Annotated in this window: 8 protein-coding genes; 6 read left to right on the forward strand and 2 right to left on the reverse strand. The window is 72.1% G+C overall.

Translation table 11 applies throughout. The features are described from left to right. Nucleotides 1-100: 100 nt before the first annotated feature. A complete protein-coding gene (locus P3T41_RS02965; protein ID WP_280687376.1) occupies nt 101-1,903 on the forward strand; it encodes an ABC transporter ATP-binding protein in 1,803 nt (600 codons plus the stop codon). After that, the gene (locus tag P3T41_RS02970) at nt 1,900-3,711 is read left to right on the forward strand and encodes an ABC transporter ATP-binding protein (RefSeq protein ID WP_280687377.1); all 1,812 of its coding nucleotides are present in this window, start codon (nt 1,900-1,902) and stop codon (nt 3,709-3,711) included. The genes P3T41_RS02965 and P3T41_RS02970 overlap by 4 nt, the downstream gene beginning before the upstream one ends. Nucleotides 3,712-3,713: 2 nt before the next feature. Here the strand turns inward: P3T41_RS02970 and P3T41_RS02975 are convergent, their stop codons facing one another. Then, a complete protein-coding gene (locus P3T41_RS02975) occupies nt 3,714-4,382 on the reverse strand; it encodes a hypothetical protein (RefSeq protein ID WP_280687378.1) in 669 nt (222 codons plus the stop codon). 193 nt (nt 4,383-4,575) lie between these two features. After that, nucleotides 4,576-7,194: an alpha-glucan family phosphorylase gene (gene glgP, locus P3T41_RS02980; RefSeq protein ID WP_280687379.1), complete on the reverse strand. Its 2,619-nt coding sequence runs from the start codon at nt 7,192-7,194 to the stop codon at nt 4,576-4,578. Nucleotides 7,195-8,273: 1,079 nt separating this feature from the next. Here glgP and P3T41_RS02985 point away from each other — a divergent pair. The 4 genes from P3T41_RS02985 (at nt 8,274) to glgB (ending at nt 16,103) form a co-directional block, all read left to right on the forward strand. Further along, complete coding sequence (locus P3T41_RS02985) at nt 8,274-10,199, forward strand: alpha-1,4-glucan--maltose-1-phosphate maltosyltransferase (RefSeq protein WP_280687988.1); 1,926 nt, start codon at nt 8,274-8,276, stop codon at nt 10,197-10,199. Next, complete coding sequence (treS, locus tag P3T41_RS02990; protein WP_280687380.1) at nt 10,196-11,899, forward strand: maltose alpha-D-glucosyltransferase; 1,704 nt, start codon at nt 10,196-10,198, stop codon at nt 11,897-11,899. Before P3T41_RS02985 ends, treS begins: the two co-directional genes overlap by 4 nt. 227 nt (nt 11,900-12,126) lie before the next feature. Further along, entirely contained in the window at nt 12,127-13,665 is a 1,539-nt protein-coding gene (locus tag P3T41_RS02995) for a maltokinase (RefSeq protein ID WP_280687381.1), read from the forward strand. 233 nt (nt 13,666-13,898) lie between these two features. Beyond that, complete coding sequence (glgB, locus tag P3T41_RS03000) at nt 13,899-16,103, forward strand: 1,4-alpha-glucan branching enzyme (protein ID WP_280687990.1); 2,205 nt, start codon at nt 13,899-13,901, stop codon at nt 16,101-16,103. Nucleotides 16,104-16,106: the final 3 nt, after the last annotated feature.

A 16,106-nucleotide genomic window follows, 5' to 3' on the forward strand; every position in this document is an offset into this window, starting at 1 on the left:
GGGGAGTTGTCCGGACGGGTGGCCGGATCCCGGCGCCGGAGGTGGACAGGTGTGAAAAACCGGATGAGGAATGTCGGGGGCTCCGCCTACTCTCGGCCTGATGTCCGAGAACGCCGAACCCCCGCTGCCGCTGCCCGCCGCCGGGCCCACCAGGTCCACGGTGCGCTCGCTGCTCAGGCTCAGGTCCTACGCCCACCCGATCCGCTGGTACCTGATCGGCGCGGTACTCGCCGCGCTGGTCGCCTCCGCCGCCGTGCTGGTGGTGCCCCTGGTGCTCGGCCGGATCGTGGACGGGCCGATCGGCCACCACGACCAGCACGCGCTGTGGCCGCTGATCGGTCTGCTCCTGCTGCTCGGTGCCGCCGAGGCCGGGCTGTTCGGCCTGCGCCGGGTGCTGATCGCCCGCCCGCTGGCCAAGGTCGAGGCGGCGATGCGCCGTGACCTGTACGCCAAGCTGCAGCGGCTGCCGGTCTCCTTCCACGACCGCTGGCCGTCCGGGCAGTTGCTCTCCCGAGCCACCTCGGACATGTACACCCTGCGCCTCTTCCTGGCCTTCCCGCTGGTCTTCCTGATCGTCAACTCGCTGATGTTCCTGGCCGGATCGGCGCTGATGCTGACCCTGGACTGGCGGCTGGGACTGATCGCGCTGATCCCCGCCATCCCGCTGGTGCTGCTCTGCGTGCACTTCGAGACCCGCTACTCGGCCGCCGCCCGGCTGGCCCAGGACCAGAACGGCGACCTGGCCACCGTGCTGGAGGAGTCGGTGCTCGGCATCCGGATCCTCAAGTCCTTCGGACGCCGGCGCAGCATGGCCCGCCGGTTCGCCGAGCAGGCCGAGCGGCTGCGCGGCACCGAGCTGCGCAAGGCCCGGATGTTGGCCGACCTGTGGGCGCTGATCGTCGGCCTGCCCGAGGCGGCGCTGGGCACCTCGCTGGCGGTCGGCGCGGTGCTGGTCGCGCACGACGAGCTGAGCACCGGCACCCTGGTCGCCTTCCTCTCCACCGCGCTGGCGCTGCGCTGGCCGGTCGAGTCGCTGGGTTGGCTGCTCGCCTACAGCAACGAGGCGGGCACCGCCGCGGACCGGTTCTTCGACGTGATGGACACCGTCGAGGAGGTCCCGCTCGCCGCCACCGACGCCGCGCCGAACGGCGACGGCATCCGCTTCACCGGCGTCCGCTTCCGCTACCCCGACGCGCCCGCCGGCTCCCCGGACCTGCTGCGCGGCATCGACCTGCACATCCGGCACGGCGAGACGGTGGCCCTGGTCGGCGCCACCGGCAGCGGCAAGACCACGCTGACCGCGCTGCTCCCCCGCCTGTACGAGACCACCGCGGGCAGCATCACGCTGGACGGCCAGGACATCACCCGGCTGCCGCTGCCGCGGCTGCGCGAGATCGTCGCGGTCGCCTTCGAGGATCCCACCCTGTTCTCCGCCTCGGTGCGGGAGAACGTGCTGATGGGCGCGCCCGAGGCGACGCCCGAACTGCTGGAGCGGGCCCTGGCGGTGGCGCAGGCCGGCTTCGTCGGCCAGCTGCCGCAGGGCGCGGACACCGAGGTCGGCGAGCAGGGCCTGAGCCTGTCCGGCGGCCAGCGCCAGCGCCTGGCGCTGGCCCGCGCGGTGGTCGGCGACCCCGACTTCCTGGTCCTGGACGACCCGCTCTCCGCGCTGGACGTGCACACCGAGGCGCTGGTCGAACAGGCCCTGCGCGAGGTGCTGACCGGCACCACCGCGCTGGTGGTGGCGCACCGGCCGAGCACCGTGCTGCTCGCCGACCGGGTGGCCGTGCTGGTCGAGGGCCGGATCCTGGCCGTCGACACCCACCAGCGGCTGCTGGAGAACTGCCCCGAATACCGCGAACTGATGTCCGGCGAGAGTGCGCTGGAAGCGAGTGTGACCCGATGACCGTGCTGGCTCCTGAGGAAGAACTCCCCGTGCTCGCGGACGAGGAGATCCCCGTCCCGCCCGGCGCCCCCACCGCGCTGCTGCGCTCGCTGCTCGCCCCGCACCGCGGCCGGGTGCTGGGCGCGATGCTGATGATCCTGCTGCAGCAGGCCGCGCTGCAGTCCGGCCCGCTGCTGGTGGCGCTCGCCATGGACCAGGGCATCCCCGCGCTGCGCCGCCACGACAGCGGCCCGCTGATCGCCGTCACCGCCGGGTACCTGGGCTGCGCGGCGCTGAGCACGCTGCTGCAACGCGCCTTCATCCGGCTGACCGGGCGGCTCAACCAGGACGTGCTGCTCGACCTGCGCACCCGGATCTTCCGGCACGCCCAGCGGCTCGGCCTGGACTTCCACGAGCGCTACACCTCGGGCCGGATCATCTCCCGCGGCACCAGCGATGTGGACGCGCTGCGCGAACTGCTCAACGAGGGGCTGCAGGAACTGCTCGCGGTCCTCCTGTCGGTCTGCTACATCGCGGTGATCCTGCTGGTGATGGACTGGCGGCTGGGGCTGCTGGCGCTCAGCTCGGTGCTCCCGATGGCGCTGCTGGTGCGGATGTTCCGGCGGCGCAGCTCGCGGGTCTACCGCACCTCGCGGACCGCGGTCGCCTCGGTGATCGTGCGCTTCACCGAGACGATGAACGGCATCCGCCCGGTGCAGGCGTTCCGCCGCGAGCAGGCCAACCTGGACGCGTTCGACGAGGCCAACCGGCAGTACGCCACGGCGAACGCCAACGGGCTGCTGGAGATGGCACGTTACGTCGGGTTCTCGCGGGCCGCCGCCAACCTCTGGGTGACCCTGGTGGTACTGGTCGGGGCCTACCTGGTCACCGACGGCAGCCTGGAGGTCGGTGTGCTCACCGGCTTCGTGCTCTACCTGCGGCGGCTCTACGACCCGATCGACCAGCTGGCGATGTTCCTGAACAGCTACCAGTCGGCGGCGGCCGCACTGGAGAAGATCGCCGGCCTGCTCGCCCACGAGCCCTCGGTCGCCGAACCCTCCGCTCCCCTTCCCCTACCGCCCACCTCGGCCACCGGCCGCACCGTCGCCTTCACCGACACCGCTTTCGCCTACCGCACCGGCAAGGTGGTGCTGCCCGCCTTCTCGCTCACCCTCCCGGCCGGCCGGACCACCGCGATCGTCGGCGCCACCGGCGCGGGCAAGTCCACCCTGGCCAAGCTGCTCGCCCGGTTCTACGACCCGACGCAGGGTCAGGTCACCCTGGACGGCGTCGACCTGCGCGAGCTCTCCACCACCGAGCTGCGGCGCGGCATCGTGATGGTCACCCAGGAGTCCTTCCTCTTCTCGGGCACCGTCGCCGAGAACATCGCCATCGGCCGCCCCGACGCCTCCCGCGCGGAGATCGAGGCAGCGGCGAAGGCGATCGGCGCCCACGACTTCATCACGGCCCTGCCGGACGGCTACGACACCGACGTCCGCAAGCGCGGCGGCCGGATCTCCGCCGGACAGCGCCAGTTGGTCGCCTTCGCCCGCGCCCTGCTGGCCGACCCCGCCGTGCTGATCCTGGACGAGGCCACCTCCTCGCTGGACATCCCCGGCGAGCAGGCCGTCCAACGCGCCATGCGCACGGTGCTCGCCGGCCGCACCGCGGTGATCATCGCGCACCGCCTGTCGACCGTGGAGATCGCCGACCGCGTCCTGGTGATGGAGTCGGGCCGGATCATCGAGGACGGCACCCCCGCCGAACTGATCGCCGGCAGCGGCAGCTTCGCCACCCTGCACACGGCCTGGCGGGAGAGCCTGGTCTGAGCTCACCCGGGCGGGAGCAACCCCGGCCGGTCGGGCAACCGCACCGGGTTCCCGCACGGCAGCCTGCTCACCACGGCCTTGGCCACCTTCAGCGCGATCCCGGCGTAGGCCGCCCGCACCCGGGCGGTCGACGCCGTGCCGAGGTCCCCGCTGCTGACCACGACGCGGACGTACGGCGAGGCCTTGACCGCGCCGCTCGGGTACGTGCACGCGAACTGCATGGCCAGCGGCCCGGTGCCCTGGGCGATCCAACCCCTCGCGTCCGGGCCGAAGTCCACCACCTGCAGCGCGCTGCCGAGCAGCCGCGGATCCTCGGTCCCGTCACTCTCGTCCGCCGAACTCACCGCCACCGAGAGCATGTTCGAGCGCTGCGCGTCATTCCACACCAACCGGCAGCTGGAGAGCAGCACCCCGCTGGTCACCGGCCCGTCGATACTCCCCCGGTCCGACGCCTTGGCCACCCCGTCCGCCCCCGCCAACACCCGGTAGTCCCCCGGCCCCAACTCCCCCCAACACGCACTGGCCGGCAACCCCACCGACTGCCAGGGCTTCCACCAGAACCCGGTCACCCCAGCCCCGGCCACCAGCACCAAGGCAGCGGCCAGCGCAACGGAACGCCACCGCCGACGCCCCTCCCCGGTCGGTAACTGCTCGTACTCAACGCCCGCCATGGTCCCCCCATGCGTACGGTCGGCAACGGATGGCGACATCCTAAACACATGCGGTGAGCGACACGCCAGGTTTTGGCGTGGCCCTGACGCCCGATGATCCTTCGGGGCTGAACCACCACGACACGCACAACGGTGCGCGGGAAGTCGACCCACCCGACTTCCCGCGCACCAGCTCAGCACCGGGCAACTGCCGCTACCGCAGCACCCCCGCGTCCATCCCCGCCGACTCCGCCGGCAGCGCCACCAGCCCCAGCTCCGCCGCCGAGGCCAGCAGCGGGTGGCTCGGCAGGACCCGCACCGTGTACCCGAACGGGCCGGTGCGGCCCAGTTCCAGGGTTCCCTCGTAGCGTTGGCAGCCGGCCAGGTCGGGGCCGCCGACCGGCTTGAGGGTCTGGGTGTCGGCGTCGCGGATCAGGTCGCTCTCGTCCACCGCGCCGGAGACCGCCTGGACCTCGACGTCGACCGGGTCCAGGCCGCCCAGCGCCACCTGCACGCGCAGCGCCACGGCGGAGCCCAGCTCGGCGGCGTCCGCGGCGGCGTCGACGTGCTCGACGCGGATGGCCGGCCAGGCGGCCCGCACCCGGGCCTTCCAGTCGGCGAGCACGCGCGCGCCGTCGCCGGCGAGGCCGCGCTGGGCGAGGGCGGCGGGGGTGTAGAGCCGCTCCACGTACTCGCGGACCATCCGGCCGGCCAGCACCTTGGGGCCGAGGGTGATCAGGGTGTGCCGGACCATCGCGATCCAGCGGTGCGGCAGCTGGTCGGCGCCCCGGTCGTAGTAGGTGCCGGCGACCTGATGCTCGATCAGGTCGTAGAGGGCGGCGGCCTCGATGTCGTCGCGCTGGTCCTCGTCGAAACCGGAGCCGTCGGCGGTCGGGATCGCCCAGCCGTTGCGGCCGTCGTACCACTCGTCCCACCAGCCGTCGAGCACCGAGAGGTTGAGGCAGCCGTTCAGCGCCGCCTTCATCCCCGAGGTGCCGCAGGCCTCCAGCGGGCGCAGCGGGTTGTTCAGCCAGACGTCGCAGCCGGGGTAGAGGTGCTTGGCCATCGCCATGTCGTAGTCCGGCAGGAAGACGATCCGGTGGCGCACCGCCGGGTCGTCCGCGAAGGCGACGAGCTGCTGGATCAGCCGCTTGCCGCCGTCGTCCGCCGGGTGCGCCTTGCCCGCGACCACGATCTGCACCGGCCGGGTGGGGTGCAGCAACAGGCCGCGCAGCCGGTCCTGGTCGCGCAGCATCAGGGTGAGGCGCTTGTACGAGGGGACCCGCCGGGCGAAGCCGATGGTCAGCACGTCGGGGTCGAGCACCGCATCGGTCCAGCCCAGCTCCGCCTGGCCGGCACCGCGCTGGCGCCAGGAGGCCCGCAGCCGCCGGCGCGCCTCCTCCACCAGCTGCGCGCGCAGCTCCCGGCGCACCGCCCAGATCTCGGCGTCGCCGATCTGCTCGACGCCGCTCCAGCGGTCGGCGGTGCCCACCGACATCGCGGCCTCGGTGCGGTCGACGCCGATCTCGGCGGCGCCGAGGCGCACCACGGCGGGGTCGATCCAGGTGGGCGCGTGCACGCCGTTGGTGATCGAGGTGATCGGCACCTCGGCGGCGTCGAAGCCGGGCCACAGGGCGCCGAACATGGCGCGGCTGACCTCGCCGTGCAGGGTGCTGACGCCGTTCGCGCGCTGGGCCAGCCGCAGGCCCATGGCGGCCATGTTGAAGAGCTTCGGGTCGCCGCCCGGCCAGTTCTCCACGCCGAGGGCGAGGACCTGGTCGACCGGGACGCCGCGCAGCGCCGCGTCGCCGCTGAAGTGACGGCCCACCAGGTCCCGGTCGAACCGGTCGATGCCGGCGGGGACGGGGGTGTGGGTGGTGAAGAGGGTCCCGGCCCGGACGGCCTCCAGGGCCCCGGCGAAGTCCGCCGAGGCGGTGGCCACCAGCTCCCGGATCCGCTCGATCCCGAGGAAGCCGGCGTGCCCCTCGTTGGTGTGGAACACCTCGGGCTCCGGGTGTCCGGTCAGCCGGCAGAACGCCCGCACCGCCCGAACCCCGCCGATGCCCAGCAGCATCTCCTGCAGCAGCCGGTGCTCGCTGCCACCGCCGTAGAGCCGGTCGGTGACGTCCCGTTCGGTGGCCGTGTTCGTCTCCAGGTCGGAGTCGAGCAGCAGCAGCGGGACCCGGCCGACCTGGGCCCGCCAGATCTGGGCGGCCAGGGTGCGTCCGCCGGGCAGCGCGAGTTCGACCCGGCAGGCGGTGCCGTCGGGCTCGCGCAGCAGGGTGACCGCCAACTCGTCGGGGTCGAGCACCGGGTAGCGCTCCTGCTGCCAGCCGTCCCGGGAGAGCGACTGGCGGAAGTAGCCGTGGCGGTAGAAGAGCCCGACGCCGATCAGCGGCACGCCGAGGTCGCTGGCGGCCTTGAGGTGGTCGCCGGCCAGGATGCCCAGGCCGCCGGAGTACTGCGGGAGCGCCGCGGTGATGCCGTACTCGGGCGAGAAGTACGCGATGGCCGAGGGGCGCTCGCCGAGCGGCTCGTAGGACTGGTACCAGCGCGGCCCGCTCAGGTAGTCGTGCAGGTCGTCGGTGAGGTCGCCGAGCCGGCGCAGGAAGCGGCGGTCGGTGGCGAGCGCGGCGAGCCGGGCGGCCGGCACCTCGCCGAGCAGCCGGACCGGGTCCTCGCCGACGGCCTCCCAGACTCCGGGGTCGACCGAGCGGAACAGCTCCCGGGTCTCCGGGTGCCAGGACCAGCGCAGGTTGAGCGCGAGTTCGTGCAGCGGCTGGAGTTGTTCGGGCAGGACGGTGCGGACGGTGAATCTGCGGATGGCCTTCACGGCCCGAAGCGTAGACCGCCGCAACAGGGTGATGGAGCGTCAACTCTCTTAACACAGCTCCATTCGGGCGACAGATGAGATCACGTCCGGCGCAGTTCACGCCACAGGGGGCGCACACGGCGCACGCCAAGGGGCGAGCGCACGCCGGTCGTACGGAGTACCCCCGGGTGGGTGGCAGCAGATGGCTGAACTGCTCCCCCGCACCACCCACGCTGGCCTCGAACCGAGTGGTAAGAGCTACGAACAGTGCGAGGATGGGCACAGGCCGCTGTCGCAGCGGGTCGGCATGGGTGGCGATTCCCGTGCGGCACGGCCGGTCCTCCGCGCTCCGATTCCTTCCCCGACTCTCCGTCAGCTCGTCGGCGCCAGTCCCTGCGCGTTCAGCTGCCGGCCGTTAGCCCACCTGGCTCACCTGGTGTCCTCCCTGGTGTGCCACCGCGTGTCCTCACGCTTGCCCTGGTCGTTTCCGGGGCAGGCCGGAATCGCCCTCCGGGCGTGCCGCGAGGCCGCGCGCCGGGACGCGCGCCGTGTCGCAGCTCCGGACCGCCGTGCGGCGCCGGATTTCGGCCATCGGCCCGGGCACGGTGGTACGGGCAGGCACCGGTCGCTTGTCAGTCCCCCACCCAGCAGTTTTCCCGGTACTCCCCGGTGCTCGAACCGCCCGCGGGACTGCCGCCGATCTCGGGCAGGAGTTTGGCATGCACGGCGACACACGGAATCAGTCCGCACTGGTGTCCGAAGGGTTGGAGCCACTCACCGTGCCGGTATCGATTCCGGCCATAACTGAGCCGCTCGCGCCGCGCGCTCCCCGAACGGCCGAAACAGCGTCAGACATGTCGCCCAGCCAGCCGAAGCCCCGGTCCGCCACGAGCACCTCCGCCACGAGCAAGCCCGCCCCGCGCAAGAGCACCGCGAGCAAGAGCACGCCCAGCAAGAGCACCGCGAGCAAGACCGCCCTGAGCACAGCCACCCCCAGCAAGACCACCGCCCGCAGCACCGGCACTCGAAGCGCCACCGGCGCCCGCACCACCGCCACCCGCAGCACGGCGACGGCACGCCGGACGAAAGAGAGCGCCCCGATGATCGGCCGGATCCCCGTCCTGGACGTCGCCCCGCAGGTGGACGGCGGCCGCCGCCCGGCCCGCGCGGTGGTCGGCGAGACCTTCCTGGTCACCGCCACCGTCTTCCGCGAGGGCCACGACGCGGTCAACGCCAACGTGGTGCTGCGCGACCCGCGCGGGCGCGGCGGCGCCTGGATCCCGATGCGCGAGCTGGCGCCCGGCACCGACCGCTGGGGCGCCGAGCTCACTCCGACGGCCGAAGGCCGGTGGAGCTACAGCGTGGAGGCCTGGAGCGACCCGGTGGCGACCTGGCAGCACGCGGCCACCGTCAAGGTCCCGGCCGGGCAGGACGTCGAACTGACCCTGGAGGAGGGTGCGCTGCTGCTGGAGCGGGCCGCCGCCGGGGTGCCGAAGAAGGACGGCCGCGCCGAGGTGCTCAAGGCCGTCCACGCGCTGCGCGACCTGGCGCTGCCCCCGCTCTCCCGCCTGGCCGCCGCCCTGGCCCCGGCGGTGACCGAGCCGCTGACCCGCCATCCGCTGCGGGAGATGGTCACCGCCTCCACCGCGCTGCCGCTGCGGGTGGAGCGGCAGCGGGCGCTGTTCGGGTCCTGGTACGAGTTCTTCCCGCGCTCCGAGGGCGCCACCCTGAACCCGCCGCGCTCGGGCACCTTCCGCACCGCCGCCGAGCGGCTGCCCGCCGTCGCGGCGATGGGCTTCGACGTGCTCTACCTGCCGCCGATCCACCCGATCGGTACGGCCTACCGCAAGGGCCCGAACAACTCCCTGACGCCGGGCCAGCAGGACGTCGGCTCGCCGTGGGCGATCGGCTCGCCGGAGGGCGGCCACGACGCGATCCACCCGGACCTGGGCACCATCGAGGACTTCGACGCCTTCGTGGCCCGCGCCACCGAGCTCGGCCTGGAGATCGCGCTGGACTTCGCGCTGCAGGCCTCCCCCGACCACCCCTGGGTCAACAAGCACCCGCAGTGGTTCAGCCACCGGATCGACGGGACCATCGCCTACGCCGAGAACCCGCCGAAGAAGTACCAGGACATCTACCCGATCAACTTCGACCAGGACTTCGACGGCCTGGTGATCGAGACCCTGCGGCTGCTGCGCCACTGGATGGGCCACGGGGTGCGGATCTTCCGGGTCGACAACCCGCACACCAAGCCGGTGCACTTCTGGGAGAAGGTGATCGGCGAGATCAACCGGACCGACCCGGACGTCATCTTCCTGGCCGAGGCCTTCACCCGGCCCGCGATGATGCACACCCTGGCGAAGATCGGCTTCCAGCAGTCGTACACCTACTTCACCTGGCGCAACAGCAAGTACGAGCTGACCGAGTACCTGAACGAGCTGACCGGCCCGGCGGCGGCCTACATGCGGCCCAACTTCTTCGCCAACACCCCCGACATCCTGCCCCGCCACCTGCAGCAGCAGGGTCTGAGCGGCTTCGCGGTGCGCGCCGTGCTGGCCGCCACCCTGTCGCCCAGCTACGGCGTCTACGCCGGCTTCGAGTTCGCCGAGTCCACGCCGGCCGGCCCCGACACCGAGGAGTACCTGGACAGCGAGAAGTACCAGCTGCGCCCGCGCGACTGGACCCGCACCGACTCGCTGGCCCCGCTGCTCACCACCCTCAACCGGCTGCGCCGCGAACACCCCGCCCTCCAGGAACTGCGCAACCTCAGCTTCCTGCCCACCGACAACGACCAGGTCATCGCCTACACCAAGCGCACCGGCACGGACCAGCTGATCATCGTCGTCAACCTCGACCCGCACCACCCGCAGGAAGCAACCGTCACCCTCCCGAGTGACGAGCGGCTCATCATCGACGACGAGCTGCTCGGCGAGAGCTACACCTGGCACCGCCACAACTACGTCCGGCTCGATCCCTCAATGGCGCCGGCCCACCTCCTCACGGTTCGGAGGACCTCCCTGTGATTGTGAACGAGCCCGTCCACGACACCTTCGCGGACACCGAGAAGAAGGACTTGGACCCGGAGTGGTTCAAGCGTGCGGTCTTCTACGAGGTGCTGGTGCGGTCCTTCCAGGACAGCAACGGCGACGGTGTGGGCGACCTCAAGGGGCTCACGGCGAAGCTCGACTACCTCCAGTGGCTCGGCATCGACTGCCTCTGGCTGCCGCCGTTCTTCGCCTCCCCCCTGCGTGACGGCGGCTACGACGTGGCCGACTACAAGTCGGTGCTGCCCGAGTTCGGCGACCTGGCCGACTTCGTCGAGTTCGTGGACGCCGCCCACAAGCGCGGCATGCGGGTGATCATCGACTTCGTGATGAACCACACCAGCGACCAGCACCCGTGGTTCCAGGCCTCCCGCAACGACCCCCAGGGACCGTACGGCGACTTCTACGTCTGGGCGGACGACGACAAGCAGTACCCCGACGCCCGGATCATCTTCGTCGACACCGAGACCTCCAACTGGACCTACGACCCGGTCCGCAAGCAGTACTTCTGGCACCGGTTCTTCTCCCACCAGCCGGACCTGAACTACGACAACCCGCGGGTCCAGGAGGAGATGGTCGCGGGTCTGCGGTTCTGGCTCGACCTCGGGATCGACGGCTTCCGGCTCGACGCGGTGCCGTACCTGTTCGCACGCGAAGGCACCAACTGCGAGAACCTCCCGGAGACCCACGAGTTCCTCCAGCGGGTCCGCAAGGAGATCGACGCGGACTACCCGGACACCGTGCTGCTCGCCGAGGCCAACCAGTGGCCGGAAGACGTGGTCGACTACTTCGGCGACTTCGGCTCCGGCGGCGACGAGTGCCACATGGCCTTCCACTTCCCGGTGATGCCGCGGATCTTCATGGCGGTGCGCCGCGAGTCGCGCTACCCGGTCTCGGAAATCCTGGCCAAGACGCCGACCATCCCGGGCGGCTGCCAGTGGGGCATCTTCCTGCGCAACCACGACGAGCTGACCCTGGAGATGGTCACCGACGAGGAGCGCGACTACATGTACGCGGAGTACGCGAAGGAACCGCGGATGCGGGCCAACGTGGGCATCCGCCGCCGCCTCGCCCCGCTGCTGGACAACGACCGCAACCAGATCGAGCTCTTCACCGCCCTGCTGCTCTCGCTGCCCGGCTCCCCGGTGCTCTACTACGGCGACGAGATCGGCATGGGCGACAACATCTGGCTGGGGGATCGCGACGGGGTCCGCACCCCGATGCAGTGGACCCCCGACCGCAACGCGGGTTTCTCCTCCGCCGACCCGGGCAGGCTCAGTCTGCCGCCCATCATGGATCCGGTCTACGGATACCAGGTGACCAACGTCGAAGCGCAGCAGAGCAGTTCTTCCTCGCTGCTGCACTGGACGCGGCGGATGATCGAGATCCGCAAGCTCAATCCGGCCTTCGGTCTGGGCAGTTACACCGAACTTCCGTCCAGCAACCCGGCCGTGCTGGCCTTCGTGCGCGAGCACGAGGGCGACCTGGTCATGTGTGTGAACAACTTCTCCCGGTTCCCCCAGCCCACCGAGCTGGACCTGCGGCGGTACGGCGGGCGCTATCCGGTCGAGCTGATCGGCGGGGTGCGGTTCCCGTCGATCGGCGAATGGCCGTACCTGCTCACCCTGGCGGGGCACGGCTTCTACTGGTTCCAGCTGCGCCGGCCCGGCGCGCAGTAACGATCCACCAGCTCCCCGCCCGCGCACGGGGCGCGGGGCCCGCCTTCGCGCCCCTCGGCGGGCCCCGCGCCACGTACGTACGGAGAACAGCCCAACACGCACCCACCTCAGGCGTAACACCCGAGTCCGTCTCGCGTGCCGCCGCAGCAGCGCCGCCGAAATCCGGAAGACTGGCGGGCCCGGCCTGTTCTGTCGGGCCATCAGCCCGCTTCCGGGGAAAGGGAGTCATGTCGGAAATCTCCCGTTCTCAAGCCCACGCCCACCGCGACGCGGGCACCGCGCCGCGCGGTCCGGGCGGTCCGGGCGCACCGCACGGCGCCGGCGGCGCCGGCCGGGGCGCACCGGGGCACACCCAGGGCGGGCACGGCAGCAGACCACGGATCAGCAGTTCGCTGGCGGTCGGCGAACTGGTCGAGGCCGCCCTGCCGATGATCGCCGACTGGCTTCCGGGGCAGCGCTGGTACGCGGGCAAGGGCCAGGCGATCACCGGCCTGCACCCGCTCACCGCGACCCCGCTGCTGACCGGCGACCCGGCGATGCTGCACCTGCTGCTGCGGGTGGAGCACGGCGGGGGGGCCGACCTCTACCAGCTGCTGCTCGGCCTGCGCACCGAGGCGCCGGCCGGCCTGCTGCCGGAAGCCGTGCTCGGCAGCCTCACCCACGGACCGTACGACGGCGCCTCGCTCTACGACGCGGTGCACGATCCGGAGCTGACCGGGCGGCTGCTCGGCCATCTGGCCACCGGCGACCGGTTCGGCCCGCTCTCGTTCCGCCGCACCCCGGGTCCCGGGCTGCCCAGCGACCTGCTCGGCCGGGCCGGCACCGCCGAGCAGAGCAACACCTCGGTCATCTACGGCACCGCCTTCATCCTCAAGCTGTTCCGCCGGATCAGCCCCGGCACCAACCCCGACCTGGAGCTGTCGCTGGCCCTCTCGCGGGCCGGCAGCACCCGGATCCCCCGGGTGGCGGCCTGGTTCGAGAGCCGGCTGGCCGGTGCCGAGCCGGCCACTCTGGGGCTGCTGCAACGCTTCCTGCCGGATGCGGAGGACGGCTGGGAGCTGGCCCTGGACCAGGTGGCCCGGCTCAAGGGCGACCCCAGCCCCGGCAACTTCGCGGTGGAGGCGCACCGGCTGGGCCGGGCCACCGCCGAGGTGCACCGGGTGCTGGCCCGTGCGCTGCCGGTGGCCAAGCTGGACCGCGAGCAGACCGGCCGGCTGGCCACCGCGATGGCCGAGCGCCTCGACGTGGCGGCCGCCGCCGTCCCGGCGCTGCGCCGCTACCGGCCGGCACTGCACGCGGCCTTCCAGCAGCTGACGGCCGATCACCTGACCGGGCTAACCGTCCAGCGGATCCACGGCGACCTGCACCTGGGGCAGGCGATGCGGACCCCGCACGGCTGGGTGCTGCTGGACTTCGAGGGCGAGCCGGCCAAGTCGGTGACCGAGCGGCGGGTGCCGCAGCCGGCCCTGCGGGACGTGGCGGCGATGCTGCGCTCCTTCGACTACGCGGCGGCGCACCTGCTGGCTGGCGCCGAACCGGACCCGCAGCTGGCCCACCTGGCCGCGAGCTGGGCGGCCCGCAACCGCACCGCCTACTGCGCGGGCTACACGGCGGCCGGCGGCACCGATCCGGCGAGCTGCCCGGAACTGCTGCGGGCGCTGGAGATCGACAAGGCCGTCTACGAGGTGGTCTACGAGGCCAGGCACCGGCCGGGCTGGCTGCCGATCCCGCTGACCGCCATCCATCGCCTGGCCACCGCCTCATGACGCATCATCAGCTGACGGATCCGTAAAGCCGTCGGATCGCTCTCACCGCCAGGAGGAACCCCGCAGTGGCCCCGCTCGACCGCACCAACCCGACCGTGCCCGCCACCTTCCTGCCGGGCGGCGGTCCGCGGCCCCGCGCGGCCGCGCACGGGCGCGACGTGCCCGCGTCCGAGGCACCGGCCACTACGGCACCCGTTCCCGCGCCTGAAGCGGGTACCCCGATCAGCAGTCCGGTGGACGCCCCGGTGCTACGGCTGGCCGAGGCGCCGCTGCCACCGGCCGAGATCGACCGGCTGGTCGGCGGCGCGCACCACGACCCGCACGCCCTGCTCGGCGCGCACCCGACCACCGGAGGCACGGCGATCCGGGTGCTGCGCCCGCTGGCCGAGCGGGTCACCATCGAGACCGCCTACGGCCCCGCCGAGCTGACCCACCAGCAGGGCGGCCTCTTCACCGGCCTGCTGCCCGGCTCGGCGATCCCGGCCTACCAGCTGCAGGTCCGCTACCCCGGCGGCGAACCGCTCGCCCAGCAGGACGGCTACCGGTTCGCCCCCACGCTGGGCGAGTTGGACCTGCACCTGATCCGCGAGGGGCGCCACGAGCAGCTCTGGAAGGCGCTCGGCTCGCACCCGCGCACGGTGGACGGCGTGCTGGGCACGGCGTTCGCGGTGTGGGCGCCGAACGCGGTCGGGGTGCGCCTGGTCGGCGACTTCAACCACTGGGACGGCACCGGGTTCCCGATGCGCTCGCTCGGCGCGAGCGGGATCTGGGAGCTGTTCGTACCCGGGCTGGGGGTGGGCACCCGCTACAAGTACGAGATCCGCGCCCGGGACGGGCGGTTGCTGCAGAAGGCCGACCCGCTGGCCCGGGCCGCCCAGTGCCCGCCGGAGACCGCCTCGGTGGTGCACCGGTCCGAGTACCGCTGGGGCGACGGCCAGTGGCTGGAGCGCCGGGCCCGCGCCCACCACCACCGGGCGCCGATGTCGATCTACGAGCTGCATCTGGCCTCCTGGCGGCCGGGTCTGACGTATCGTCAGCTGGCGGTGGAGTTGCCGGGGTATCTGCGGGAGTTGAACTTCACCCATGTGGAGTTCATGCCGGTCCTGGAGCACCCGTTCGGCGGTTCCTGGGGCTACCAGGTCTCCGGCTTCTACGCGCCCACCGCGCGGTTGGGCTCGCCGGACGACTTCAAGTTCCTGGTCGACGCGCTGCACCAGGCGGGCCTGGGCGTGATCATGGACTGGGTTCCGGCGCACTTCCCCAAGGACGACTTCGCGCTGGCCCGCTTCGACGGCGAACCGCTCTACGAGCCCGCCGACCCGCGCCGCGCCGAACACCCCGACTGGGGCACCCTGACCTTCGACTACGGCCGCACCGAGGTCCGCAACTTCCTGGTCGCCAACGCGGTCTACTGGTGCGAGGAGTTCCACATCGACGGCCTGCGCGTCGACGCGGTCGCCTCCATGCTCTACCTCGACTACTCCCGCCAGGACGGCGAATGGGCCCCCAACCAGTTCGGCGGCCGCGAGAACCTCGACGCCGTCGCCTTCCTCCAGGAGATGAACGCCACCGTCTACCGCCGCTGCCCCGGCGTGGTCACCATCGCCGAGGAATCCACCGCCTGGGACGGCGTCACCCGCCCCACCGACGGCGGCGGGCTCGGCTTCGGCCTGAAGTGGAACATGGGCTGGATGCACGACTCGCTGGTGTACATCGGCAAGGAGCCCGTGCACCGCAAGTACCACCACAACGAGATCACCTTCTCGATGGTGTACGCCTACTCGGAGAACTACGTGCTGCCGATCTCGCACGACGAGGTGGTGCACGGCAAGCGCGCGCTGGTCTCCAAGATGCCGGGCGACTGGTGGCAGCAGCGGGCCAACCACCGCGCCTACCTCGGCTTCATGTGGGCCCACCCCGGCAAGCAACTGCTCTTCATGGGCCAGGAGTTCGCCCAGGGCGCGGAGTTCCACCACGAGGAAGGGCCGCAGTGGTGGGTGCTCGACGAGGGCTGGCCGGCCGCCGAGGACCACCAGGGCGTGCGACGGCTGGTCGGCGAGCTCAACCGGGTCTACCGCGCCACCCCGGCGCTCTGGGAGCAGGACACCAGCCCCGACGGCTTCCGCTGGCTGGACGGCGGCGCCGCCGAGGACAACCTGCTCTCCTTCGTCCGGTACCCGGTCGACGGGCCGCCGCTGGTGGCCGTCTGCAACTTCTCGCCGGTGGTCCGGCACGGCTACCGGGTCGGCCTGCCCGGCCTGGGCGGCACCGACCAGCTCTGGACCGAGGCGCTGAACACCGACGCCGAGAGCTACGGCGGCAGCGGGGTGGGCAACCCCGCGCTGATCAAGGCCGAGCCGGCGGCCTGGAACGGGCAGCCGCGCAGCGCGGAGCTGATCATCCCGCCGCTGGCCACCCTCTGGCTGCGCCCAGCCTGAGCA

Source organism: Kitasatospora sp. GAS204B (genome assembly GCF_029892155.1).
GTDB lineage: Bacteria > Actinomycetota > Actinomycetes > Streptomycetales > Streptomycetaceae > Kitasatospora.

Excerpts from the sequence above, each read along its gene's own strand:
- P3T41_RS02965 (WP_280687376.1), top strand. The coding sequence starts at position 101 with ATGTCCGAGAACGCCGAACCCCCGCTGCCGCTGCCCGCCGCCGGGCCC.
- P3T41_RS02970 (WP_280687377.1), top strand. The coding sequence starts at position 1,900 with ATGACCGTGCTGGCTCCTGAGGAAGAACTCCCCGTGCTCGCGGACGAG.
- P3T41_RS02975 (WP_280687378.1), bottom strand. The coding sequence starts at position 4,382 with ATGGCGGGCGTTGAGTACGAGCAGTTACCGACCGGGGAGGGGCGTCGG.
- P3T41_RS02985 (WP_280687988.1), top strand. The coding sequence starts at position 8,274 with ATGATCGGCCGGATCCCCGTCCTGGACGTCGCCCCGCAGGTGGACGGC.
- P3T41_RS02995 (WP_280687381.1), top strand. The coding sequence starts at position 12,127 with ATGTCGGAAATCTCCCGTTCTCAAGCCCACGCCCACCGCGACGCGGGC.